The organism is Streptomyces sp. R-74717, from assembly GCF_047305335.1.
GTDB lineage: Bacteria > Actinomycetota > Actinomycetes > Streptomycetales > Streptomycetaceae > Streptomyces > Streptomyces atratus.
In genome coordinates this window covers 6,702,959-6,725,850 of record NZ_CP102361.1, presented here as the reverse complement: position 1 = coordinate 6,725,850, position 22,892 = coordinate 6,702,959, and the positions used below count along the sequence as shown (strand labels likewise).

Here is a 22,892-nt window from a genome sequence, read left to right as displayed (position 1 = left end):
ATGGTTGAGGTCAAGTCCTGTCCGTCAGGGGCCGCCGTCGCGCGCCGCAGCATACGGTGGATCGCATGACGACTCCTCCTCCCGCACCCTTCCCGTACGCCGAGTTCGACGGGCACCCGGCCACCGAGGCGGATCTGCGGATTCCCGCCTTCCTCAACTACGGCCATTTCACGGCCATGCAGGTCAGGGGCGGAAAGGTGCGCGGCTTCGCCCTGCATCTGGCCCGGCTGGACTCCGCCAACCAGGAGCTGTTCGAGCGCGGTCTCGACGGGGAGCGGGTCCGCGAGCTGATCCGGCACGCGCTGGACAGTGCCGGGGTACGGGACGCCTCGACCCGGGTGTACGGCTTTCCGTCGCCGGGCGGCACGGGGACGACCGTGATGGTCACGGTGCGCGAGCCGGCGCAGAAGTCCCGCGAACCGCACGACCTGATGTCCGTTCCGTACGCCCGGACCGTGCCGCACATCAAACGTCCCGGCGAGTTCGGCCAGACGTACTACGCAAGGCTCGCGGCACGCGCCGGTTTCGACGAGGCCCTGCTGACCACGCCGGACGGCGCGGTGACCGAGGGTTCGATCACCAACATCGGTTTCTGGGACGGCACTTCGGTCGTCTGGCCAAAAGCCCCCTGCCTGCTCGGCATCACCATGGCGCTGCTGGAGCAGGAACTGCCCGGCGCGGGGCTGGAGTCCGTACGGCGCCCGGTGATGCTGGACGGGCTGGCCGCGTTCCGGTCGGCATTCATCACCAACTCGCAGGGCATCGCGCCGGTCCGGCGCATCGACGACACCGAGTTCACGGTGGACGAGGAGCTGATGAAACGGATCGGGCAGGCGTACGACGGTGCGCCGTGGGACACGATCTGACGCCTCCTGGCCTCACACCTGCTTGCACGGCGAACTCCACGCCCTGCTGAGGACGGCGGTCCGAAGGCGCACCGGAGGAAGGGAGCATGGGGGCATGCAGATCCATATCGAAGGCTCGCGTCTCCCCGGCCTCACCTGTGGGCCGGACAGCGACTTCCCCGGTGCCCACAACATCCACGTGGGCGTGCAGCGCAAGGACAGACCCGGTGAACTGCTCGACCTGCACCCGGGCGACGCCCCGTCGGCCTCGTGGACCTTGGACTGCACCGCCGACCCGGCCGAGGACGGTGTCGAGATCAAGGGGCCCTACGTGCAGAACCGGCTGGGCGGGCGCTTCGTCTACCTGTCCTGGGGCACGGTCGACGAGAACGGCGTCTTCACCATGTTCCGGCGGGCCAAGCTGATGCTGGGCGACATCGATCCGGCCGTACTCGAAGCCGCCGTGCGCTCCGGGCATCTCACCGCGCGACTGTCCCTCTCCGATACCAGGGGGCAGCCGCTCTGTGCCCGGGTGCGGCCGCCGACCGTCGAATGGTCCGCCGCCGCTCCGGCCTGAGAGCGCCGCACCGCGGGATGCCACGGCACGGAACCGCCCTGACCGGGCCCAGGGGGGATGGGCCCGGTCAGGGCGGCGGCCTGGGGCGGCCTGGTTCACCGTCCCGTGGGGGGTGTCAGACGTGTGCCCGACACCCACAAGGTCATGCATGTGATGTGCGCCACTCTCCTCCTGGGCGGCATCACCCAATCGGCACCGAGCGGTACCGGACCGGCCACCCTCGCTTCGATCACCGCTGTGACCTGCACACATGCAGCTTGGCAAGGATGCCGCGCCGAGCCATTCGGGTGAAAGCTGACTTCATGTCAGCAGGCATGGGTGGCGGACCGCCCGTTAGCTCGAGGTCAGGACACACCCACTCGCGCAGTTGCCGGAGGAACACCCCATGCGTCCTGCCCGCCCAGTGACCGGTACCGCCGCTTCCGCGGTCACCATAGCCGCGCTCGGCCTCTTCATCGCCGGGCCGTCCGCGTACGCAGGTGATGCCGGCGCGCTGCGGGCCGGCCCGGCTGCCGCACCGCGGACCAATGGCGCCCCGGAGGCGCAGACCGACGATGGCGGGTCGGACAACCCCTCCAGGTCCGGAAACAACGCCCCCTTCGGCCTCAACAACCCTTCCGGCCTCAATGTCCCCTCGTTGCTCGACTCCGTCGGCGGGCTCGACGCCCTCTCAGGGCTCCGCATCCCTTCCGGGGACGAGGGCTCGGCAAGGCACGACAGCTCGTCGTCCGGGCGCGACAACCAGTCGGGTCGTGACAACTCATCCGGACGCGACAACCAGTCCGAAGACGACAACTCATCCGGACGCGACAACTCCTCGTCCGGGCGTGACAACTCGTCCGGACGCGACAACCAGTCCGGAGGCAACAACTCGTCCGGACGCGACAACCAGTCCGAAGACGACAACTCATCCGGACGCGACAACTCCTCGTCCGGGCGTGACGACTCGTCCGTGCCAAACGCCCCCAGCGGGCACGTCAAAACAGGCGTCGGCGGCAGCGTCCGGCCCGACACCACCCAGATCGCGGCGGGCGCCGGCGTACTCGCCGCGACCGCCGTCGGCGGAGCCTGGCTCCTGCGTCGCCGGGCGAGCGGCACGCAAGGAGCCGGCTGACGGAGACGGATTCACGTCTCCGTACCGCCTGATTTCCGTCCCGGTGGCCGCGCGCCACCGGGACGGGACCGTCCCCGTACCGTCCCCATTTCGTCATCCGGAGGACGACTGTGTCCCAGAAGGCCAAGAGCTGGCTGCTGCTCGTCGCAGCGCTGGCCGGTATCTGGCTGATCCGTCGCGGCGCCGGTGCCCAGCTGATCCCGCCCCAGCCGACCGCCGCCCAGGCGTTCGCGAGCGGCCCGGAGCCGCAGCCGGGGTCTCCGGTCGCCGAACCGCTGAAGCCCTCGGCGCCCATACGCATCCGGATCCCGAGCATCCGGGTGGACGCACCGATGATGCGACTGGGACTCGGGGCCGACGGCAGTCTCGATGTGCCGCCGGCCGGGAACCGTGACGTCGTCGGCTGGTACCGGAACGGCACTCCGCCCGGCTCCAGGGGCAGCGCGATCGTCGCCGGTCATGTCGACAACGCACAGGGGCCGTCGGTCTTCTACAACCTGGGCACCCTGCAGAAGGGCAGCACGGTCGAGGTGGTCCGCCAGGACGGGCGTACCGCCGTCTTCTCACTCGACGCGATCGAGGTCTACGAGAGCAAGAACTTCCCCGACAAGCGGGTGTACGGCGCCTCTCCCTACGCCTCGCTGCGGCTGATCACCTGCGGCGGCGGATTCTCGAAGACGACGGGTTACCGGGGCAATGTGGTGGCGTACGCACACCTCACCGGGGTGCGGTGAACCCGCCCCGATGCCCGTCGTTCATGCCATCCACTGATCGAACGCCAACTTGGCGACCAGCGAGAACACCACGACCAGCAGTACCCCGCGGACGAACTCGCTGCCCTTCCTGAGCGCCATCCGCGCCCCGATCAGCCCACCCGCCAGGTTGAACACGGCCATCAGCGCGGCCAGTTGCCACATCACGCTGCCCTGGTAGGCGAACATCGCCAGCGCCCCGCCGTTGGTGCAGACGTTGACGATCTTGGCGGTGGCGGACGCCGTCACCAGATCGAGGTGGAGCACCGCGGTCAGCGCCAGCACCAGGAACGTTCCGGTGCCGGGGCCGAACAGCCCGTCGTAGAAGCCGATGCCGCCGCCGACCAGCACGATCGCGGTGACGGTGCGGGCCCGGGTGACCTTGTGCCGCGTACCGTCGTCCGTCGCCCTGCCGAACGAGGGCCGCAGCATCACGAACGCCGCGACCGCCAGCAGCACAACCATGATCACCGGGCGCAGTACCTCGCTGCTGATCCCGGCGGCGAAGAACGCACCGGCCATCGATCCGGCCAGCGCCGCGAGCCCGATCCGCAGGGCCGTCCCGACCTTCACCGGCGCCTTGCGTACGTACGTCACGGCGGCGCCCGACGTACCGACGATCGCGACCGCCTTGTTCGTGCCGAGGACGTGCGCGGCCGGGACGTGCGGCAGTCCGAGCAGCAGGGCCGGCAGCAAGAGCAGTCCACCGCCGCCGACCACCGCGTCGATCCAGCCGGCCGCGGCTGCGGCGAGGCAGAGGACGACCAGAGTGGTGAGTGCTATGTCGGGCATGGTCGCGACCATAAGGAGGCGATACGTGCCCCGTCCAACTGCCTCGGCCGGATCGCGGGAAAGTTGAGCCAACTCTGAGGTTCCCGACCTTCCGGGCCCGCCCGGGCCCTCGCGAACCCGGCGGAATCCGGACCGGCCCGGCCCGTCCGGCCGGTGCGCCGTGATCGTACGCTTTGGCCCATGAGCCAGGGCTGGAACGCGAGCGACATCCCCGATCAGAACGGCCGTACGGCCGTGGTCACCGGAGCCAACAGCGGCATCGGACTGATCACGGCGCGGGAGCTGGCCCGGCACGGCGCGCGGGTGCTGCTCGCCTGCCGCGACGAGACGCGCGGCAAGGAGGCCGAGTCCCTCATCCGGACGGCCGTGACCGGCGCGGACGTGGAGTTCGTACCGCTCGATCTGGCCGATCTGGATTCCGTACGCAAGTTCGCCGCGACCCACACGCCCGACCGGATCGATCTGCTGATCAACAACGCGGGCGTGATGGCCCTTCCTTACGGGAAGACGGCCGACGGCTTCGAGAGGCAGTTCGGCGTCAACCACCTCGGGCACTTCGCGCTCACCGGACTGCTGCTCCCGAAGCTCCTCGACACCCCCGGGGCGCGCGTGGTGAGCGTCTCCAGCGGCATGCACGCCCTGTCCAACATCGACATCGGGGATCTCAACAGCGAGCGGAACTACCGCCGCTGGATCGCCTACGGCCGCTCGAAGACCGCCAATCTGCTCTTCGTCCACGAGCTGGCGCGGCGGCTTTCGGCAGTCGGTTCCGAGGTGGTGGCCGCCGCAGCGCACCCCGGTTACGCGGCGACCAATCTGCAGACGGCGGGCGTCCGGATGGAGAGCCGCAAGGCGGCGGAACGGGTGGTCGAGCTCGGTAACCGGATCATCGCCCAGCCCGCGTCGTCCGGTGCGCTGCCCACCCTGTACGCGGCCACCGCGCCCGGCGTGCGCCCCGACTCGTTCACCGGGCCGAGGCTGCTGGGCTGGCGCGGTGCGCCCGCCCCGTCCTGGCGGGCGGGCTGGACGCTGAACGATGTGGCGAGCGAACGGCTCTGGGTGGCGTCCGAGCAGCTCACAGGGGTGGCGTATCCGGGCCTGACGCCCTGAGGACCGCTCCCCCGCCCCCTCATCGCCGAGCTCAGCCCTGCCGGCCCTCGACGGCGGAGGGGTCCATCCACATGACCTCCCAGATGTGGTGGTTCGGGTCCTGGAAGGAACGGCCGTACATGAAGCCGTAGTCGATCGGCTCGTTGGCGGGCGACCCCCCGGAGGCGAGGGCGGTATCGACCAGCTCGTCGACCTTCTCGCGGCTCTCGGCGCTCAGGGCGAGGATGACCTCGGTGGACTTCGAGGCGTCGGCGATCTCCTTCTTGGTGAACTCCTTGAAGCGGGGCTCCGTGAGGAGCATGGCGAAGATGGTGTCGCTGATGACGAGGCATGCGGTGTTCTCGTCGCTGAACTGCGGGTTGAACGAGAAGCCGAGCTTGCCGAAGAAGCTCTTGGTCGTCTCGAGGTCCTTGGCCGGCAGGTTCACGAAGATCATCTGAGGCATGGCCGTTTCGCTCTCTCTGTTGTTCGAACGTTTCGACAGGTAGACGGCTGGGCTGCGCAGAACTCATCGGTCCCGCGAAGAAAACTTTGGCCCTCCGGCGTCAGGACATGGCGAGCGGCGCGCCGCCCCGGAGCAGCGATCCGCCCAGCGGGGTCAGCGTGTGCAGGACCGAGCTGCCGTGCCGCAGGGTGTGTATCAGGCCTGCCTCGCGCAGTACACAGGCGTGCTGGCTCGCCGAGGCGAGGGAGACTCCTGCCCGGCGGGCGAGTTCGCTGGTCGTGCAGCCGTTGCCGATGGCTCTCAGAACCGTCGAGCGGGTGTTGCCGAGGAGCCGGCCGAGCCAGGGCCCCGGTTCGGCGAAGACCGGGGCGCGGGAGTGGGTGACCGGGTAGACGAGGACCGGCGGCAGCTGCGGGTCGCGGTAGACGACCGGGGTGACGCGACAGAAGTAGGACGGCTGGAGCAATAACCCCCGCCCGTCCAGATGGAGTTCGCGGTCGACGGGGTAGTCCGCCTCCAGCACGGGGGCCCGCCAGCGGATCACGGGCGGGAGTGAGGCGAGCAGCTCTTGCGCCCCGCCGTCCAGGAGGGCGCGGCCGCGGACGGCACGGTCGGCCTCGACGCTGGCCTGGATGTGCGGCCAGTACGGTTCGATCGCGGCGCGGTGGTAACCGCGCAGGGCGCCGATGAGCCGGTCGAGCAACTCGGCGTGCCCGTCCGGGGTGCGGCCCGCCTCGCGGCGCTCGGCGGCCAGCAGGGCGAGTTCGGCGCGGATCCGCAGGGGCGGGGTGTCGCGCAGCGCTTCAATTCCGGCGTCGATACCGTACGGCTCGCCGCCTTCCTGAGAAGGCGTCAGAAAGTCCGGGAAATAGCCGCGCGGTGGAATCACGGCGGCCAGCAGGCGTACTTCACCATTCAACCGGGGCCGGGTTTCCGTACGCCATTTCCCGAACACCGTGGAACCGCGCCGGTCCCTCAGCCGATGGAAACTCAGAATGGTTTCCCACAGCGCATCCGGCCGGGTGGCCATCCGCACCTTGGAAAGGTCCACTCCGGACATATGGATACGCAGCACCGAACCCCCACCTGTTGCACCTGCAATCACCCCCACCCAAGGGTATGTGATCCGTAACAGCACGTCACCACGGGGTTTCGGCCAGAGGTGAAACGTCTCGCCTCCACATGCCGTCTCCCGAAAAGCTGTACGACGTCGGGTACGAATCCGGAGCCACCGGAAGAGCGAGTGAAGGCCGTGGGGGGTTTCGCTCGTTCGGCGGCGGTCGGCGACGGTGCGGCTCCGTACCCGACGGAGGTAAGCCGGGTGCGGCCCAGGGATGGGGATCCATGGGCCGCACCCCGGTCCGTTCCCGGCCCAGGTCTTTGCGTATTGAACGAACTTTGCGTATTGAACGAAGAAAAGGCACAACGTCGAACAACCATTTTCCCCAGAACAAAACGAAGCGGCGGCATCCCCGCACAGGGTGCCGCCGCCTCCGGGAGTTCCGGAGTTGCCGTCGAGTCGGTGAGGGTACGGGTGAGCCGACGGCAGCTCCGGAGTCAGGGGGTGTGGTGTCGGATCAGCGGCTGTCGCTGCCCTTCGAGTCCGCCGCCGCACGGCCCGCCTCCAGGCGGGCGACGGGGATACGGAACGGGGAGCAGGACACGTAGTCCAGACCCGCCTCGTGGAAGAAGTGCACCGACTCCGGATCGCCGCCGTGCTCGCCGCAGACGCCGAGCTTCAGATCCGGGCGGGTGGCCCGGCCGGCCGCGACGGCACTGCGGACCAGCGAGCCGACACCGTCCTTGTCGATCGTCTCGAACGGCGACACCCCGAAGATGCCCTTCTCCAGGTACGCGGTGAAGAACGAGGCCTCCACGTCGTCACGGGAGAAGCCCCACACCGTCTGGGTCAGGTCGTTCGTACCGAAGGAGAAGAACTGTGCGGCCTCGGCGATCTGACCGGCGGTCAGCGCGGCGCGCGGCAGCTCGATCATCGTGCCGATCGTCAGCTTCAGCTCGGTGCCGGTGGCCGCCTCGACCTCGGCGATGACCCGGTCGGCCTCCTCGCGGACGATCTCCAGCTCCTGGACCGTGCCGACGAGCGGAATCATGATCTCGGCGCGCGGGTCGCCCTTGGCGTTCTTGCGCATCGCCGCGGCCTCGGCGATCGCCCGTACCTGCATGGCGAACAGGCCGGGGATGACGAGACCGAGACGGACCCCGCGCAGACCGAGCATCGGGTTCTGCTCGTGCAGCTTGTGCACGGCCTGGAGCAGACGCAGGTCGTTCTCGTTGGCGTCCTTGCGGGACTCGGCGAGCGCGACCCGCACCGAGAGCTCGGTGATGTCGGGCAGGAACTCGTGCAGCGGCGGGTCGAGCAGCCGTACGGTGACGGGCAGTCCGTCCATCGCCTCGAACAGCTCGATGAAGTCGGACTTCTGGAGCGGAAGCAGCTCGTCCAGCGCGGTCTCGCGCTCGGCGTCGGTGTCCGCGAGGATCAGCTTCTCGACCATCTCGCGGCGCTCGCCGAGGAACATGTGCTCGGTGCGGCACAGGCCGATGCCCTGGGCGCCGAAGCGGCGGGCGCGCAGCGCGTCCTCGGCGTTGTCGGCGTTGGCCCGTACCCGCAGCCGGCGCACCCGGTCCGCGTACGCCATGATCCGGTGCACGGCGGCGACCAGCTCGTCGGCGTCGTCGGCGCCCGCGTGCATCCGGCCCTCGAAGTACTCGACGACCGGGGACGGCACGACGGGGACCTCGCCGAGGTACACCTTGCCGGTGGAGCCGTCCACCGAGACGGTGTCGCCCTCCTCGACGACGGTCCCGCCGACGGTCAGCCGACGCCGCTTGGTGTCGACCTCGATCTCCTCGGCGCCGCAGACACACGTCTTGCCCATGCCGCGGGCGACGACGGCGGCGTGCGAGGTCTTGCCGCCGCGGGAGGTCAGGATGCCCTCGGCGGCGATCATGCCGTCGAGGTCGTCGGGGTTGGTCTCGCGGCGGATCAGGATGACCTTCTCGCCGGAGCGGGACCACTTGACGGCGGTGTACGAGTCGAAGACGGCCTTGCCGACCGCGGCGCCCGGCGACGCGGCGATGCCACGGCCGAGCAGCTGCGTCTTGGCATCCTCGTCGAAGCGGGGGAACATCAGCTGCGCCAGCTGCGCCCCGGTGACCCGCTGGAGCGCCTCGGCCTCATCGATCAGACCCTGGTCGACCAGCTGCGTGGCGATCCGGAAGGCGGCACCCGCCGTGCGCTTGCCGACCCGGGTCTGGAGCATCCACAGCTGGCCGCGCTCGATGGTGAACTCGATGTCGCACAGGTCCTTGTAGTGCGTTTCGAGCGTTTCCATGATCTGCATCAGCTGGTCGTACGACTTCTTGTCGATCGACTCCAGCTCGGCGAGCGGCACGGTGTTGCGGATACCGGCGACGACGTCCTCGCCCTGCGCGTTCTGCAGGTAGTCGCCGTAGACGCCCTGGTGGCCGCTGGCCGGGTCGCGGGTGAACGCGACACCCGTACCGGAGTCGGGACCGAGGTTGCCGAAGACCATCGAGCAGATGTTGACGGCCGTGCCGAGGTCACCGGGGATGCGCTCCTGGCGGCGGTAGAGCTTGGCCCGGTCGGTGTTCCACGAGTCGAAGACGGCCTTTATGGCCAGGTCCATCTGCTCGCGCGGGTCCTGCGGGAAGTCACGTCCGGCGTCCCGCGAGACGATCTTCTTGAACTGCTTGACCAGCTTCTTCAGGTCGGCCGCGTCGAGATCCACATCGACCGTGACGCCCTTGGCCTCCTTCGCCGCCTCCAGCGCCTCCTCGAAGAGGTCGCCGTCGACACCGAGGACGGTCTTGCCGAACATCTGGATGAGGCGGCGGTAGGAGTCCCACGCGAACCGCTCGTCGCCGGCCTGGGCGGTGAGACCGGCCACGGACTCGTCGGAGAGGCCGATGTTGAGGACCGTGTCCATCATGCCGGGCATCGAGAACTTCGCGCCGGAGCGGACCGAGACCAGGAGCGGGTCGTCCGCCTGGCCGAGCTTCTTGCCCATCCGCGCCTCAAGGGCGTCGAGATGCGCGCTGACCTCGTCGCGCAGCTTCGTCGGCTCCTCGCCACTGTCGAGGTAGACCTTGCACGCCTCGGTGGTGATGGTGAAGCCCGGAGGGACGGGGAGCCCGAGATTGGTCATCTCGGCGAGGTTGGCACCCTTCCCGCCGAGCAGGTCCTTCAGATCCTTGTTGCCCTCGGTGAAGTCATAGACGAACTTCTCGCCCTGGGGCTCCCGGGATTCCGGGGTGGATACGTGGGGATCTTTGTTTTCCGACACGGGTCTCGACTCCTCGAGGACGCTGTGGCTGCCCTGACGGCGAGGAACATACCCAGATCGAAGGTGTCTGGGTACGTCCACTTGCGCGTCATGAGGCCTCAACCACCCGTCCGCCAGCAGATCGAAAGTGACATGGCCTGTCCCTCGATCGAAGGATGTCTTCACTTCTTGAACGAATAAGCACTCAGCGCGACCGGAAGCCCCCAAGTCGACCACGCAGCGCAGTGGAAGCGTCGATCGATCAAAGTGAAGCCCCTTGGCACCCAGTGCCACCATTTGAGAAGTGCAGCTCCCAAATTGACGCTCATTTGAGCGACATGGTTCTCAGGGTGGCGAGAATCACTCTACGATCGGCGCTCAGATGTCACCATCCGGACGGGTGGGAGGCGGCTGATGGTCACCCTTTGATCATCAAGATGCAGCCGACCGTGAGCAGATTCGACGCGCGATGCCCCGGGCGGGCGCATTAAGACTCATGCTTGGCTGAATATCGCCGAATCCGGCTCAATGCAGCGCTCAGATGAGCGAGGTAAAGGAAGAGGCACGCGGTGCCTGTGATGCCGCGTGCCTCTTGAAGGCCCCGGAGGGCCGAGGAAGCTGTTAGAGCCCCCGTCGGACCCCTGTCAGGCCCCGGGAGCGTTCTCAGCCGCCCGAGGTGTCCAGCTCCGCGTCGGCGCTCACACCCGCGCAGTCGTACGGGTCCTTCAGCCAGCCGTCCGGCAGGACCACCCGGTTGTTGCCCGAGGTGCGCCCGCGCGGCCCGTCCGCGCCGTCCGGCCACGGCTGGTCCAGGTCCAGCTCCTGCAGCTGACCGCCCAGCTCCTCCAGCGACGAGGTGACCGCCAGCTTCTTGCGCATCTCGGAGCCGACCGAGAAGCCCTTGAGGTACCAGGCCACGTGCTTACGGAAGTCGATCACGCCACGGGTCTCGTCACCGATCCACTCCCCCAGCAGCGTCGCGTGCCTCAGCATGACGGTGGCGACCTCCCGGAGCGCCGGCGCCCGCCTCGTCTCCGTACCCTCGAACGCGCTCACCAGGTCGCCGAAGAGCCAGGGACGGCCCAGGCAGCCCCGGCCCACGACCACGCCGTCGCAGCCGGTCTCGCGCATCATCCGGCGGGCGTCGTCCGCGCACCAGATGTCGCCGTTGCCGAGGACGGGGATCTCCGGGACGTGCTCCTTGAGGCGGGCGATGGCTTCCCAGTCCGCGGTGCCGCCGTAGTGCTGGGCGGCCGTCCTGCCGTGCAGGGCGACGGCCGTGACGCCCTCCTCGACCGCGATCCGGCCCGCGTCGAGGTAAGTGGTGTGGTCGTCGTCGATGCCCTTGCGCATCTTGATGGTGACCGGCAGATCGCCCGCGTTGGAGACCGCCTGGTTGAGGATCGCGCGCAGCAGTGGCCGCTTGTACGGGAGCGCCGAGCCGCCGCCCTTGCGGGTCACCTTGGGGACCGGGCAGCCGAAGTTCAGGTCGATGTGGTCGGCGAGGTTCTCGTCGACGATCATGCGGACGGCCTTGCCGACGGTGACCGGGTCCACTCCGTACAGCTGGATCGAGCGCGGGGTCTCGCTCGCGTCGAAGTGGATGAGCTGCATGGTCTTCTCATTGCGCTCGACCAGCGCCCGCGTGGTGATCATCTCGCTGACGAACAGCCCCTTGCCGCCGGAAAACTCCCGGCACAGGGTGCGGAACGGGGCGTTGGTGATGCCGGCCATGGGGGCGAGCACCACCGGCGGCTGCACCGTGTGGGGGCCGATCCGGAGCAGCGGGAGCGAAGGGGCGAGCGTGGTCATTGCTCCATTGTCGCGTACGGCTCGGAGCGGCCTGCCAGCAGAGTTCGTTAGTTAACCGTACTATCCATGTATGCCTGAGCTAAGCCGTCGCCGCCGTCAACTGGTGCTCGCGATCTGCTGCCTGAGCCTGCTGATCGTCAGTCTCGACGCCACCGTCCTCAACGTCGCCCTGCCCTCCATACAGAAGGAACTGCACGCCACCGTCGCGGGCATGCAGTGGACGATCGACGCCTACACCCTCGTCCTCGCCTCGCTGCTGATGCTCTCGGGCTCCACCGCCGACCGGATAGGGCGCCGGAAGATCTTCAAGATCGGGCTGGTCCTCTTCACCCTCGGCTCGGTGCTCTGCTCCCTGGCACCGAACCTGGAGACACTGGTGGTGTTCCGGATGGTGCAGGCGGTGGGCGGCTCGATGCTCACCCCTGTCGCGATGTCGATCATCACCAACACCTTCACCGACCCGCGCGAGCGGGCGCGCGCCATCGGGGTGTGGGGCGGTGTCGTCGGCATTTCCATGGCGGCGGGACCACTGGTGGGCGGCCTGCTGGTGGACTCGGTCGGCTGGCGGTCGATCTTCTGGATCAATCTGCCGGTCGGCCTCGCCGCGCTCCTGCTCACCTGGCGGTACGTCCCCGAGTCCCGCGCCCCGAAGCCGCGCCGCCCCGACCCGGTGGGGCAGCTGCTGGTGATCGGGATGCTCGGTTCGCTGACGTACGCGATCATCGAGGCGCCCTCGGAGGGCTGGGACTCGCCGCGGATCCTGCTGTTCGCCGCGCTCGCCGGGTGCTCCTTGATCGGGCTGCTGCTGTACGAGCCGCGGCGTGCCGAGCCCCTGATCGATCTGCGCTTCTTCCGCAGCGCCCCGTTCAGCGGGGCCACCGTCATAGCGGTCTGCGCCTTCGCCGCGCTGAGCGGATTCCTCTTCCTCAACACCCTCTATCTGCAGAACGTGCGCGGGCTGAGCGCACTGCACGCCGGTCTGTACATGCTGCCGATGGCGGCCCCGACCTTTGTCTGCGCACCCCTGTCGGGCCGGCTCGTCGGCAGCCGGGGGCCGCGGCTGTCGCTCCTGGTGGCGGGCGTGGCCATGACGGCGTGCGGGCTGTTGTTCGCCGCGTTCGACGCGGAGACGGACGACGTCCTGCTGTTCACCGGCTATGTGCTGTTCGGTCTCGGCTTCGGCATGGTGAACGCGCCGATCACCAACACGGCCGTCTCCGGGATGCCGCGCTCACAGGCCGGTGTGGCGGCGGCGGTCGCCTCGACCAGCCGGCAGATCGGCGGAACGCTCGGGGTCGCCGTGATCGGCGCGGTGCTGGCGGCGGGCGTGGCCGGTACCGGTTCGCCGCGCGGCGCCGAGTACGCGGCCGCCTTCGTGGACGCGAGCAAGCCCGCCTGGTGGATCCTCGCCGGGTGCGGGCTGTGCGTCCTGCTGGTGGGGGCGCTGACCAGTGGGCGCTGGGCGCTGGAGACGGCACGCCGTACCGCGCAGCGGCTGGAAGCGCCGACGGGTGTCCCCGCCGGGGATCAGGCGTCGGTGAGCTCCAGGGCCTGAAGCCGGGGCCGGCGGCCGCGGGTCTCTCGACGGCCCCGATGGCGGTGGCCTTCTTCGTGGCGTCACGGGCGGGTCCGCGGCTGATTCTGCGGTACGGCAGCCGGGTCGTGACGGCCGGCGGGCTGATCCAAGCGGTGAGTCTGCGGCTGCCGCGCACGGCGGCGTGAGCGAAGGGCGGCAACGGGGCTTGGACAAGGGCGTGGGCCCGGATCACTCCACGTGATCCGGGCCCACGGTCGTACGGGTGATGAGGGAGCGTCAGCTCTGTGCAGAGGTGTCCTGCTCGGACGTACTCGGCTGCGCGGAGTCGTCCGACGCCTGCCCGGTCTGCGCGGCGGACCCGGCAGCCTGTGCGGAGGCCGGTTCCGACTGCGCACGCTCACGCATCTTGCGCAGCAGCTCCTGCTTCTGCTCGGCAGCCGTCTTGCGGTCGGCATTGCGCGCAGGGCCCGCGCCCTGCTGCTCGGCGCGGGACAGCTTCTTGCGCTGTCCGCCCACACCGAGGAGGTTGTTGCGGCTCTTGGCCACGGCGTTCTCCCATTCGTGGTGAGAAGTGAGGTCTGAAGCGACCTGGAATCGATCCGATGGGCGGCGGGTCGTCGGACCCGCCACGCTCTCACTCGTAAATCTGGAAGAACGAAGACATGCCGGAACCGTACCTCGGCCCTGTCGGCCACCGCACCCGGTTTTCGGCGCGGCCGGGTGAAGCGTCGCGACAACGGACCGACAGATCACAAAGGCCGTTCCGCGCGAGGCCGTGACCGGCCGCTGCCGGCTGCGGGAGATCGTCGAGGAGGCCGTGTCGGGCCTGCTGCTGCGCGGCCTGCGCGCGTGACGGCACCGCGCACCACGGGAGTGGGCGCGGGCGGCCCGCTCAGGCGGTCGGGTCGACCGTCGCCCGGTGGGCCTCGGCGAGGTGTTCCTCGGCCTTGAGCCAGGGCAGGAACTGGACGCCCTTGCGCCAGCCGCAGGTGTCGCAGCTCAGCTGCCGCTGCATCCCCGACTTCCGCACATGGACGACATGTTCACGGCCGTGCTGATCCCATCTGCTGACCTTGCTCGTGGTCATGGACGGCATCCGAGCCTCCTGTTGACGCATTGACGCGTTGACACAACTGCTCAGCGTGGCCAGTGTGCAACGAAGCCCCCGGTTCCGTACGAGGAACCGGGGGCTTCGCCGTGAAACCGTGGTGCGTCAGCAGCCCAGCAGCCGGGCGCCGAGGTAGGCCTGGATCTGGTCCAGGGAGACGCGCTCCTGCTTCATGGTGTCGCGCTCGCGCACGGTCACCGCGTTGTCGTCGAGGGTGTCGAAGTCGACGGTGACGCAGAACGGCGTACCGATCTCGTCCTGACGACGGTAGCGGCGGCCGATGGCGCCCGCGTCGTCGAACTCGATGTTCCAGTTCTTCCGCAGGTCGGTCGCGAGGCCCTTGGCCTTCGGCGACAGCTGCGGGTTGCGGGACAGCGGCAGGACGGCGACCTTGACCGGTGCGAGGCGCGGGTCGAGACGCATCACGGTGCGCTTCTCCATGACGCCCTTGGCGTTGGGCGCCTCGTCCTCGATGTAGGCGTCGAGGAGGAAGGCGAGCATCGCACGGCCGACACCGGCTGCCGGCTCGATGACGTACGGAGTCCAGCGCTCGCCGGCCTCCTGGTCGAAGAAGGACAGGTCCGTGCCCGAGGCCTTGGAGTGCGCCTTGAGGTCGTAGTCCGTGCGGTTGGCGACGCCCTCCAGCTCGCCCCACTCGCTGCCGCCGAAGCGGAAGCGGTACTCGATGTCAGCGGTGCGCTTGGAGTAGTGCGAGAGCTTCTCCTGCGGGTGCTCGAACCACCGCATGTTCTCCTCGCGCATGCCCAGGCCGGTGTACCAGTTCCAGCGCTGCTCCATCCAGTATTCCTGCCACTTCTCGTCCTCGCCCGGCTTGACGAAGAACTCCATCTCCATCTGCTCGAACTCGCGGGTGCGGAAGATGAAGTTGCCCGGAGTGATCTCGTTCCGGAAGGACTTGCCCATCTGGGCGATACCGAACGGCGGCTTCTTGCGCGAAGTCTGCTGCACCTGGCCGAAGTTGGTGAAGATGCCCTGGGCGGTCTCGGGACGCAGGTAGGCGACCGAGCCGGAGTCCTGGGTCGGGCCGAGGTGGGTGGAGAGCAGACCCGAGAACTGCTTGGGCTCGGTGAAGGTGCCCTTGTTGCCGCAGTTGGGGCAGTTGAGCTCGGACAGGCCGTTCGCGGGCGCGTGGCCGTGCTTCTCCTCGTACGCCTCTTCCAGGTGGTCGGCGCGGAAGCGCTTGTGACAGGAGGTGCACTCGGTCAGCGGGTCGGTGAACGTGGCGACATGGCCGGAGGCAACCCAGACCTCGGGGGCCAGGATGACCGACGAGTCGAGTCCGACCACGTCCTCGCGCGAGGTGACCATGTAGCGCCACCACTGGCGCTTGAGGTTCTCCTTCAGCTCGACGCCCAGCGGCCCGTAGTCCCAGGCGGCGCGCTGACCACCGTAGATCTCACTGCAGGGATAGACGAAGCCACGGCGCTTGCTCAGGCTGACGATGGAGTCGATCTTGTCGGCGGCCACGGTGCTCTCTTCATTACGACGACGAAATTGGACAGGGGTGGCGCGAAGCGCCTCGATGGGGGGTGGTGGTCGGGAGACGGGCGGGCGAATGCTTCAGATTACCGGCGGGCACGCCCCTTGGATCAAATCGGTATCGGCGCAGTCGGCCGAGCAGTCACCTCATCAGCCTTGTTGACAATCGTTTCCAGTTTTGTTGAAAATGACTGTCATGAACGTAAGCCGCCTCATACCCACAGCCGCCGTCGCCGGAGCAGTCGTCCTCGGCCTCACCGCCCTCACCGCCTGCTCCGCCTCGGACGCCGCCGACCACAAGAACGGCGACAAGCTGAACGTGGTGGCCTCGTTCTATCCGATGCAGTTCCTGGCCGAGCAGATCGGCGGAAAGCACGTCTCCGTCACCACGCTGACCAAGCCGGGCGTCGAGCCGCACGATCTGGAGCTCACCCCGCGGCAGATCGGCGGACTCGGCGACGCCGACTACATCCTGTACCTCAAGGGCATCCAGCCCGCCGTCGACGACGCCATCAAGCAGTCCGGCTCGAAGGACGCCGTCGACGCCTCGACCCTCACCGTGCTGGAAGACCACGGCACCGAGACCGGCGCCGACGAACACGGTCATGAGAACCACGGCGACAAGGCCGGAGCCGACCCCCACATCTGGCTGGACCCGGTGAAGTACGCCGAGGTCGCCAAGGGCGTCGGAAAGTCCCTGGAGAAGACCGATCCCGACCATGCCGCGGACTACCGCAAGAACACCGACACGCTGGTCCACAAGCTCGACGCGCTGAACACGGCGTACGAGACGGGCCTGAAGGACACCGCGACCAAGACCTTCATCACCACCCACTCCGCCTTCGGCTACCTCGCCGAGCGCTACGGCCTGACCCAGGAGGGCATCGCCGGCGTCGACCCCGAGGCCGAGCCCAGCCCCGCCCGGATCAGCGAGATCCACACCGTCGCGAAGAAGAACAAGGTCACCACCGTATTCTTCGAGACGCTCGCCAGCGACAAGACCGCGAAGACCCTCGCCAAGGACACCGGCCTGAAGACCGACGTCCTGGACCCGCTGGAGGGAATCACGGACAAGTCCAAGGGCGACAACTACATCGAGGTCATGCAGTCCAATCTCGCCGCCCTGCAGAAGGCGCTCGGCGCGAAGTGACCCACGTAACACCCGCCACAGCAGCATCGGAGGCGCTCATGCCCGAGCCCGGGAGCACCACAACCGAACCCGTGATAGCCCTGCGGGGCGCCACGGCCACGCTCGGCGCGCGTCCGGTGCTGCGCGGCATCGACCTGACCGTCCGCCGCGGCGAGGTCGTCGCCCTGCTCGGCGCCAACGGCTCGGGCAAGTCGACCGCCGTACGCTCCGCCATCGGCCAGGTCCCGCTCACCGGCGGCTCCATCGAGTTGTTCGGCACCCCGCTGCGCCGCTTCCGCAGCTGGGCGCGCATCGGTTACGTACCCCAGCGCACCACGGCGGCCGGCGGGGTGCCCGCCACGATCCGTGAGGTCGTCTCCTCCGGGCGCCTGTCCCGTACGAAGCTGGGGCTGCTCCGCAAGGCCGACCGGGCCGCCGTCGACCGGGCCATCGACCTCGTGGGCCTCGCCGACCGGGCCAAGGACTCCGTGAACGCGCTCTCCGGCGGGCAGCACCAGCGGGTGCTGATCGCCCGGGCGCTGGCCGCCGAACCGGAGCTGCTGATCATGGACGAGCCGATGGCCGGCGTCGACCTGGCCAGCCAGGAGATCCTCGCCGCGACGCTCCGCGAACAGGTCGCGGCCGGCACCACGGTGCTGCTCGTGCTGCATGAGCTCGGCCCGCTGGAGCCGCTGATCGACCGCGCGATCGTGCTGCGCGACGGCTGTGTGATGCACGACGGGCCGCCCCCGAAGGCACTGGGCCAGCACGCCCTGCCCGGACACGACCATGTACACCCCCACGCGGCCTCCGAGCCCGTCCGGACGGGACTGCTGAGCTGATCATGGAATTCCTCGACCCTCCGTTCATGCAGCGGGCCCTGCTCGCCGCCGTACTGGTCGGCGTCATCGCCCCCGCCGTCGGCATCTATCTCGTCCAGCGCCGCCAGGCCCTGATGGGCGACGGCATCGGCCATATCGCGATGACCGGTGTCGGCCTCGGCTTCCTGCTCTCCACCAGCCCGGTGTGGATGGCCACGGCGGTCGCCGTCGTCGGCGCCGTCGTGATGGAGCTGATCCGCTGGTACGGACGCACCCGCGGCGACATCGCGCTGGCCATGCTGTTCTACGGCGGTATGGCGGGCGGTGTCCTGCTGATCAACCTCTCCGACACCGGCTCCAACGCCAACCTCACCTCGTATCTCTTCGGTTCCCTCTCCACGGTCTCCACCGAGGACATCACCGCGATCTGTCTGCTGGCCGCCTTCGTGCTGCTGGTGACGCTGGGGCTGCGACGGCAGCTGTTCGCGGTCAGCCAGGACGAGGAGTTCGCCCGGGTCACCGGGCTGCCGGTGCGCGCACTGAATCTGCTGGTCGCCGTGACGGCGGCGGTGACGGTCACCGTGGCGATGCGGGTCGTCGGGCTGCTGCTGGTCAGCGCGCTGATGGTGGTGCCGGTCGCGGCCGCGCAGCAGATCTCCAGGTCCTTCAAGGTGACGTTCGTACTGTCCGTCGTCATCGGTACGGCGGTGACCCTGGCCGGCACCGTGACCTCGTACTACCAGGACGTCCCGCCCGGCGCGACGATCGTGCTGCTGGCCATCGTGGTCTTCGTCGTCCTGACGCTGCTCGCGACCCCGCTGGCCAGAAGGCGCGCCCGCCGGAGCGAAGCGGCGTCCGAGGAGTGCACTCTTGAGGTACCGGCCTCCCGCCCGGCCACGGACGAGCTCCGGGTTTGACCGTGATGCCCGGACGGGCTGGCACAATGGCCCGACACAAGTACGGGCGACACGAGGAGGCTGCTGTGGCGACGGCGCCGATCAGTGGAACGAACGCGGCCCCGGTACGCGGCCGGTCGACCCGGCAGCGGGCGGCGGTGGCTGCGGCGCTCGACGAGGTGGACGAGTTCCGCAGCGCCCAGGAGCTGCACGATGTGCTCAAGCACCGCGGTGACTCGGTCGGGCTGACCACCGTCTACCGCACGCTTCAGTCCCTTGCCGATGCGGGCGAGGTCGATGTGCTGCGCACCACGGACGGCGAGTCCGTGTACCGGCGCTGCTCGACCGGCGACCACCACCACCATCTGGTGTGCCGGATGTGCGGCAAGGCCGTGGAGGTCGAGGGGCCCGCGGTGGAGCAGTGGGCGGAGACGATCGCCGCGCAGCACGGGTATGTGAACGTGGCCCACACGGTGGAGATCTTCGGAACGTGCGCGGAGTGCGCGAGCGCGAAGGGATGACGGCCCGGGGCAGCGCCCCCGGGCCCGCCTTCCTCAGCCCTTCGGCTTCTGGGCCGCCTCCACCGCACCGCCGAAGCGCCGGTCCCGCTGGGCGAACTCCAGGCATGCCCGCCACAGGTCGCGGCGGTCGAAGTCCGGCCAGAGCACGTCCTGGAAGACCATCTCGGCGTATGCGCTCTGCCAGATCAGGTAGTTGGACGTGCGCTGCTCGCCGCTGGGGCGGACGAAGAGGTCGACGTCCGGCATGTCCGGGTAGTAGATGTACTTCGCGAACGTCTTCTCGTTGACCTTGGACGGGTCCAGCTTCCCGGCCGCGACGTCCTGCGCGATGCGCTGCGCGGCGTCGGCGATCTCGGCCCGGCCGCCGTAGTTGACGCAGAAGTACAGCGTCATCCTGTCGTTGTCCTTCGTCTGCTCCTGGGCGACCTGGAGCTCCTGGACGACGGACTTCCACAGCTTCGGCATGCGCCCCACCCAGCGGATGCGGATGCCCAGTTCGTCCATCTCGTCGCGGCGGCGCCGGATGACGTCCCGGTTGAAGTTCATCAGGAACTTCACTTCCTCCGGGGACCGCTTCCAGTTCTCGGTGGAGAACGCGTACAGCGAGAGGTTCTTGACGCCCATCTCGATGCAGCCCTTGAGGACGTCCATGACGACGCCCTCGCCGACCTTGTGGCCCTCGGTGCGCGGGAGGCCGCGTTCCTTGGCCCAGCGGCCGTTGCCGTCCATCACGACGGCGACGTGCTTGGGCACCAGCTCGCCGGGGATCTTCGGGGGCGTGGCACCGGAGGGGTGCGGCTCCGGGGTCTTGTAGTCGCGCCGGTTACGGCCGCCGAGAATCCCGCGTACTGCCATGAACTGTCTCGCTCCCTGTGCCTGATCTGCCTTTGTCACTTCTCTACGTACCGCAGTGAGCGCAGTCCGCGCTCCAGATGCCAGTGCAGATAGGCGGACACCAGTCCGCTGCCCTCCCTGACATGACGCGCCTCGCACGCGTCCGCCGTCTCCCAGTCGCCGGTGAGTAGTGCGCTCAGCAGGGTGACGGCCTCAGCCGAGGGTACGACGCTGCCGGGTACCCGGCAGTCGCCGCATATGACGCCGCCCGCCGCGACGGAGAAGAACCGGTTCGGTCCGGGCATTCCGCACTTCGCGCAGTCCTCGAAGCTGGGTGCGTAGCCGTTGACGGCGAGCGAACGCAGCAGGAAGGCGTCGAGGACGAGATGCGGCTCGTGTTCGCCGCGGGCAAGGGTGCGCAGCCCTCCGACGAGCAGCAGGTACTGCTGAACCGCGGGCTCGCCCTCGTGGTCGGTGAACCGCTCGGCGGTCTCCAGCATCGCGGTGCCCGCGGTGTAGCGGGCGTAGTCGGTGACGATGCCGCCGCCGTACGGGGCGATCGTCTCGCTCTGGGTGCAGAGCGGGAGACCGCGGCCGATCAGCTCGCTGCCCCTGGCGAAGAACTGCACATCGACGTGGGAGAAAGGTTCCAGCCGTGCCCCGAACTTGGACTTCGTACGCCGCACACCGCGCGCGACGGCCCGCACCCGGCCGTGGCCGCGGGTCAGGATCGTGATGATCCGGTCGGCCTCGCCCAGCTTCTGCGTGCGCAGCACCACGCCGTCGTCCCGGAACAAGCTCATGCGTCCATTGTCCGGTACGGGAACGGCTCATCGGGCCCGCCCCCGGGCCGGGGCCGCTCACGTTCCGTCCGCCCCACCGGCAGCCGGTACGACCAGCCCCGATTCGTACGCGACGATCACCAGCTGGGCCCGGTCGCGGGCGCCGACCTTGCCCATGATCCGGCTGACATGGGTCTTCGCGGTGAGCGGGCTGAGGCCGAGGGTCTCGGCGATCTCGGCGTTGTTCAGCCCGCGTCCGACGAGGCAGAGCACCTGGCGCTCCCGTTCGGAGAGGCGGTCCGGACCGCCCGGTACTCCGGCGGGCGGGGTCCGGGGGCTGCTCAGCACCCTGGCGATGAGCCGGGCGGTCGGTCCGGGCGAGAGCAGGGACTCGCCCGCCGCCACGGTCCTGATGGCGGCCAGGAGCTCGGCGGGCCTGGTGTCCTTGACGAGAAAGCCGCAGGCGCCCGCGCGCAGTGCGTCGACGATGTGTTCATCGGTGTCGTACGTGGTCAGGACCAGCACCTTCACTCCGGCGAGGTGCTCGTCGGCGGCGATGCGGCGGGTCGCCTCGATGCCGTCGAGCTCGGGCATCCGGATGTCCATGACGACGAGGTCGGGCCGGTGCGCGCGGGTCAGCTCGACGGCTTCGAGACCGTTGCCTGCCTGGCCGACGACCTCCATGTCCCGGTCGGACTCGACGAGCATCGCGAAGGCCGCCCGTACCAGGGTCTGGTCGTCGGCGAGCAGTACGCGGATCATGGTGTGGCCTCCACCTCCTGGAACGGCAGCAGCGCCGAGACCTCGAAGCCGCCGCCGGGGCGGGGTCCCGCGTCCAGCGTGCCGCCCGTGCTGCGGGCCCGTTCCCGCATGCCCACAATGCCGAACCCCGGTGCGGAACCGTCCTTCGGGGGTCCTGTGCCGTCGTCGATGACGGTGACCCGCAGCGCGTTGCCGCCGTCCGGTGCCACGGCGACCCTGACCTGTACACCGGCTCCCGCGTGCCGTACCGCGTTGGTCAGCGACTCCTGCACGATGCGGTACGCGGCCGCGCCGGTCGCCGGGGCGAGCCCGGCCGGGGCGCGTACCGCGAGGTCGACGTGTGCCCCGGCAGCCTCGGCGGCCCGTACGAGACCGGGCAGCGCCGCCAGATCGGGCAGTGGGCCTTCCGCGTCGTGCCGGTCGTGACTGTCGTGCCGGCCGTCGCGCAACACCTCCAGGGTGGTGCGCAGCTCGGCCCGGGCCTCCCGGCAGGTGTCGGCGATGTCCTCCAGCGATGCGGCGATCGCGCGCCGGTCGAGCCGGTCCGGGTCGACGGTCAGGATGTGCGACGCCACCGAGGTCTGGACGCCGATGAGGGTGATGCTGTGGGCCAGCAGATCGTGCAGATCGCGGGCGATCCGCAGCCGTTCCTCGGCGACCCGCCGCCGGGCCTCCTCCTCACGGGTGCGCTCGGCTCGTTCGGCGCGTTCCAGCACGGAGGCCATGTACTGGCGGTAGACGCGCATGTCGACGCCGCAGAACAGCACGGCGACGATCCAGCCGGAGATGCGCAGAAGTTGCATGCCCTCATGGGTGTTGATGGTGAGCACCACCGTCACCATGACGGACAGGACGCCGACCCCGGTCAGCACCGTGCGCAGCGGACGGCCGGTCACCGCCACGGTGTAGAGGGCGATCCAAGTCTGCGGCATCGGCGCCGTATGTGCGTTGTCGAGCGCGTGGTACGGGATGAGGAGCGGGATCATGGCGAGCAGTGCGAGCAGCGGGCTGCGCCGCCGCCAGACGATCGGCACGGCGCTCGCGATGAGCAGCACCCAGCCGAGTGCGTCGGGCGTCCGGGCGGGGTCGGTGAGAAGGGCGAGTACGACGCAGAGCGCACCGGCGCCCCCCGCTATGAGGGCGTCGGTGCGCGTCTTGTGCGGTGCTTCCATGGGGTCGCGGTTGACGACGGCCAGGATGCGCTCGCGACGGCGCGTGGTTCGGGACACGCTTGCCATCCTCCAGTACGGG

22 protein-coding genes and 1 pseudogene are annotated in these 22,892 nt (G+C 69.1%); 11 read left to right on the top strand and 12 right to left on the bottom strand.

From position 1 onward, the window contains the following. Positions 1–65: 65 nt before the first annotated feature. The 4 genes from NRF20_RS30795 (at position 66) to NRF20_RS30780 (ending at position 3,270) form a co-directional block, all read left to right on the top strand. Entirely contained in the window at positions 66–866 is an 801-nt protein-coding gene (locus NRF20_RS30795) for an aminotransferase class IV family protein (protein WP_398628657.1), read from the top strand. 94 nt (positions 867–960) lie between these two features. After that, positions 961–1,422 (top strand): DUF5990 family protein, encoded by a 462-nt coding sequence (locus tag NRF20_RS30790; protein WP_413753689.1) that lies wholly within the window; start codon positions 961–963, stop codon positions 1,420–1,422. 385 nt (positions 1,423–1,807) lie between these two features. Further along, positions 1,808–2,536: a hypothetical protein gene (locus NRF20_RS30785; RefSeq protein ID WP_398628659.1), complete on the top strand. Its 729-nt coding sequence runs from the start codon at positions 1,808–1,810 to the stop codon at positions 2,534–2,536. A 110-nt stretch (positions 2,537–2,646) separates the two neighbouring features. Continuing rightward, entirely contained in the window at positions 2,647–3,270 is a 624-nt protein-coding gene (locus NRF20_RS30780) for a class F sortase (RefSeq protein WP_413753688.1), read from the top strand. A 21-nt stretch (positions 3,271–3,291) separates the two neighbouring features. Here NRF20_RS30780 and NRF20_RS30775 read toward each other — a convergent pair whose 3' ends face one another. After that, positions 3,292–4,080 carry a sulfite exporter TauE/SafE family protein gene (locus NRF20_RS30775; RefSeq protein ID WP_266361637.1) on the bottom strand — a complete coding sequence of 263 codons (789 nt, stop codon included), beginning with the start codon at positions 4,078–4,080 and terminating at the stop codon, positions 3,292–3,294. A 180-nt stretch (positions 4,081–4,260) separates the two neighbouring features. On the opposite strand from NRF20_RS30775, the gene NRF20_RS30770 reads away from it, so the two are divergent. Beyond that, the gene (locus tag NRF20_RS30770) at positions 4,261–5,190 is read left to right on the top strand and encodes an oxidoreductase (protein ID WP_398628661.1); all 930 of its coding nucleotides are present in this window, start codon (positions 4,261–4,263) and stop codon (positions 5,188–5,190) included. Positions 5,191–5,221: 31 nt separating this feature from the next. Here NRF20_RS30770 and NRF20_RS30765 read toward each other — a convergent pair whose 3' ends face one another. The 4 genes from NRF20_RS30765 to dusB form a co-directional block, all read right to left on the bottom strand. After that, a complete protein-coding gene (locus NRF20_RS30765) occupies positions 5,222–5,635 on the bottom strand; it encodes a VOC family protein (RefSeq protein WP_413753687.1) in 414 nt (137 codons plus the stop codon). A gap of 100 nt (positions 5,636–5,735) precedes the next feature. Next, entirely contained in the window at positions 5,736–6,710 is a 975-nt protein-coding gene (locus NRF20_RS30760) for an ArsR/SmtB family transcription factor (protein WP_413753686.1), read from the bottom strand. Positions 6,711–7,212: 502 nt separating this feature from the next. Beyond that, entirely contained in the window at positions 7,213–9,960 is a 2,748-nt protein-coding gene (ppdK, locus tag NRF20_RS30755) for a pyruvate, phosphate dikinase (protein WP_413753685.1), read from the bottom strand. Between the two features lie 642 nt (positions 9,961–10,602). Then, positions 10,603–11,751: a tRNA dihydrouridine synthase DusB gene (gene dusB, locus NRF20_RS30750; protein ID WP_398628664.1), complete on the bottom strand. Its 1,149-nt coding sequence runs from the start codon at positions 11,749–11,751 to the stop codon at positions 10,603–10,605. Positions 11,752–11,821: 70 nt separating this feature from the next. On the opposite strand from dusB, the gene NRF20_RS30745 reads away from it, so the two are divergent. Beyond that, positions 11,822–13,306, top strand: coding sequence for an MFS transporter (locus NRF20_RS30745; protein ID WP_398628665.1), 1,485 nt, complete (start codon positions 11,822–11,824; stop codon positions 13,304–13,306). Then, positions 13,297–13,449: pseudogene (locus NRF20_RS30740) on the top strand (MFS transporter); the annotation flags it as partial. The gene NRF20_RS30745 and the pseudogene NRF20_RS30740, both read left to right, overlap by 10 nt. 115 nt (positions 13,450–13,564) lie before the next feature. On the opposite strand, the gene NRF20_RS30735 reads toward NRF20_RS30740, so the two are convergent. The 3 genes from NRF20_RS30735 to NRF20_RS30725 all read right to left on the bottom strand — a co-directional run bounded on the left by NRF20_RS30735 (position 13,565) and on the right by NRF20_RS30725 (position 15,884). Next, positions 13,565–13,834: a DUF6243 family protein gene (locus tag NRF20_RS30735; RefSeq protein WP_398628666.1), complete on the bottom strand. Its 270-nt coding sequence runs from the start codon at positions 13,832–13,834 to the stop codon at positions 13,565–13,567. Between the two features lie 346 nt (positions 13,835–14,180). Next, positions 14,181–14,384 carry a hypothetical protein gene (locus tag NRF20_RS30730; RefSeq protein ID WP_398628667.1) on the bottom strand — a complete coding sequence of 68 codons (204 nt, stop codon included), beginning with the start codon at positions 14,382–14,384 and terminating at the stop codon, positions 14,181–14,183. A 117-nt stretch (positions 14,385–14,501) separates the two neighbouring features. Continuing rightward, the gene (locus NRF20_RS30725) at positions 14,502–15,884 is read right to left on the bottom strand and encodes a glycine--tRNA ligase (protein ID WP_266361628.1); all 1,383 of its coding nucleotides are present in this window, start codon (positions 15,882–15,884) and stop codon (positions 14,502–14,504) included. Between the two features lie 208 nt (positions 15,885–16,092). Here NRF20_RS30725 and NRF20_RS30720 point away from each other — a divergent pair, with 208 nt between their 5' ends. From NRF20_RS30720 to NRF20_RS30705, 4 genes are all read left to right on the top strand, one after another. Further along, a complete protein-coding gene (locus tag NRF20_RS30720; RefSeq protein ID WP_398628668.1) occupies positions 16,093–17,046 on the top strand; it encodes a metal ABC transporter substrate-binding protein in 954 nt (317 codons plus the stop codon). 38 nt (positions 17,047–17,084) lie between these two features. Next, a complete protein-coding gene (locus NRF20_RS30715) occupies positions 17,085–17,867 on the top strand; it encodes a metal ABC transporter ATP-binding protein (protein WP_398628669.1) in 783 nt (260 codons plus the stop codon). Between the two features lie 2 nt (positions 17,868–17,869). Continuing rightward, positions 17,870–18,763 carry a metal ABC transporter permease gene (locus NRF20_RS30710; protein ID WP_266361625.1) on the top strand — a complete coding sequence of 298 codons (894 nt, stop codon included), beginning with the start codon at positions 17,870–17,872 and terminating at the stop codon, positions 18,761–18,763. A 65-nt stretch (positions 18,764–18,828) separates the two neighbouring features. After that, positions 18,829–19,263 carry a Fur family transcriptional regulator gene (locus NRF20_RS30705; RefSeq protein WP_266361624.1) on the top strand — a complete coding sequence of 145 codons (435 nt, stop codon included), beginning with the start codon at positions 18,829–18,831 and terminating at the stop codon, positions 19,261–19,263. Between the two features lie 33 nt (positions 19,264–19,296). Here the strand turns inward: NRF20_RS30705 and NRF20_RS30700 are convergent, their stop codons facing one another. From NRF20_RS30700 to NRF20_RS30685, 4 genes are read right to left on the bottom strand one after another with little or no spacing between them, the layout of a single operon-like run. Continuing rightward, a complete protein-coding gene (locus NRF20_RS30700; RefSeq protein WP_398628670.1) occupies positions 19,297–20,118 on the bottom strand; it encodes an isoprenyl transferase in 822 nt (273 codons plus the stop codon). A 35-nt stretch (positions 20,119–20,153) separates the two neighbouring features. Continuing rightward, the gene (recO, locus tag NRF20_RS30695) at positions 20,154–20,900 is read right to left on the bottom strand and encodes a DNA repair protein RecO (protein ID WP_093897111.1); all 747 of its coding nucleotides are present in this window, start codon (positions 20,898–20,900) and stop codon (positions 20,154–20,156) included. Between the two features lie 57 nt (positions 20,901–20,957). Beyond that, positions 20,958–21,641, bottom strand: a complete 684-nt coding sequence (locus NRF20_RS30690) for a response regulator (RefSeq protein ID WP_398628671.1) — start codon at positions 21,639–21,641, stop codon at positions 20,958–20,960. Beyond that, the gene (locus NRF20_RS30685) at positions 21,638–22,879 is read right to left on the bottom strand and encodes a sensor histidine kinase (RefSeq protein ID WP_413753684.1); all 1,242 of its coding nucleotides are present in this window, start codon (positions 22,877–22,879) and stop codon (positions 21,638–21,640) included. Before NRF20_RS30685 ends, NRF20_RS30690 begins: the two co-directional genes overlap by 4 nt. Positions 22,880–22,892: the final 13 nt, after the last annotated feature.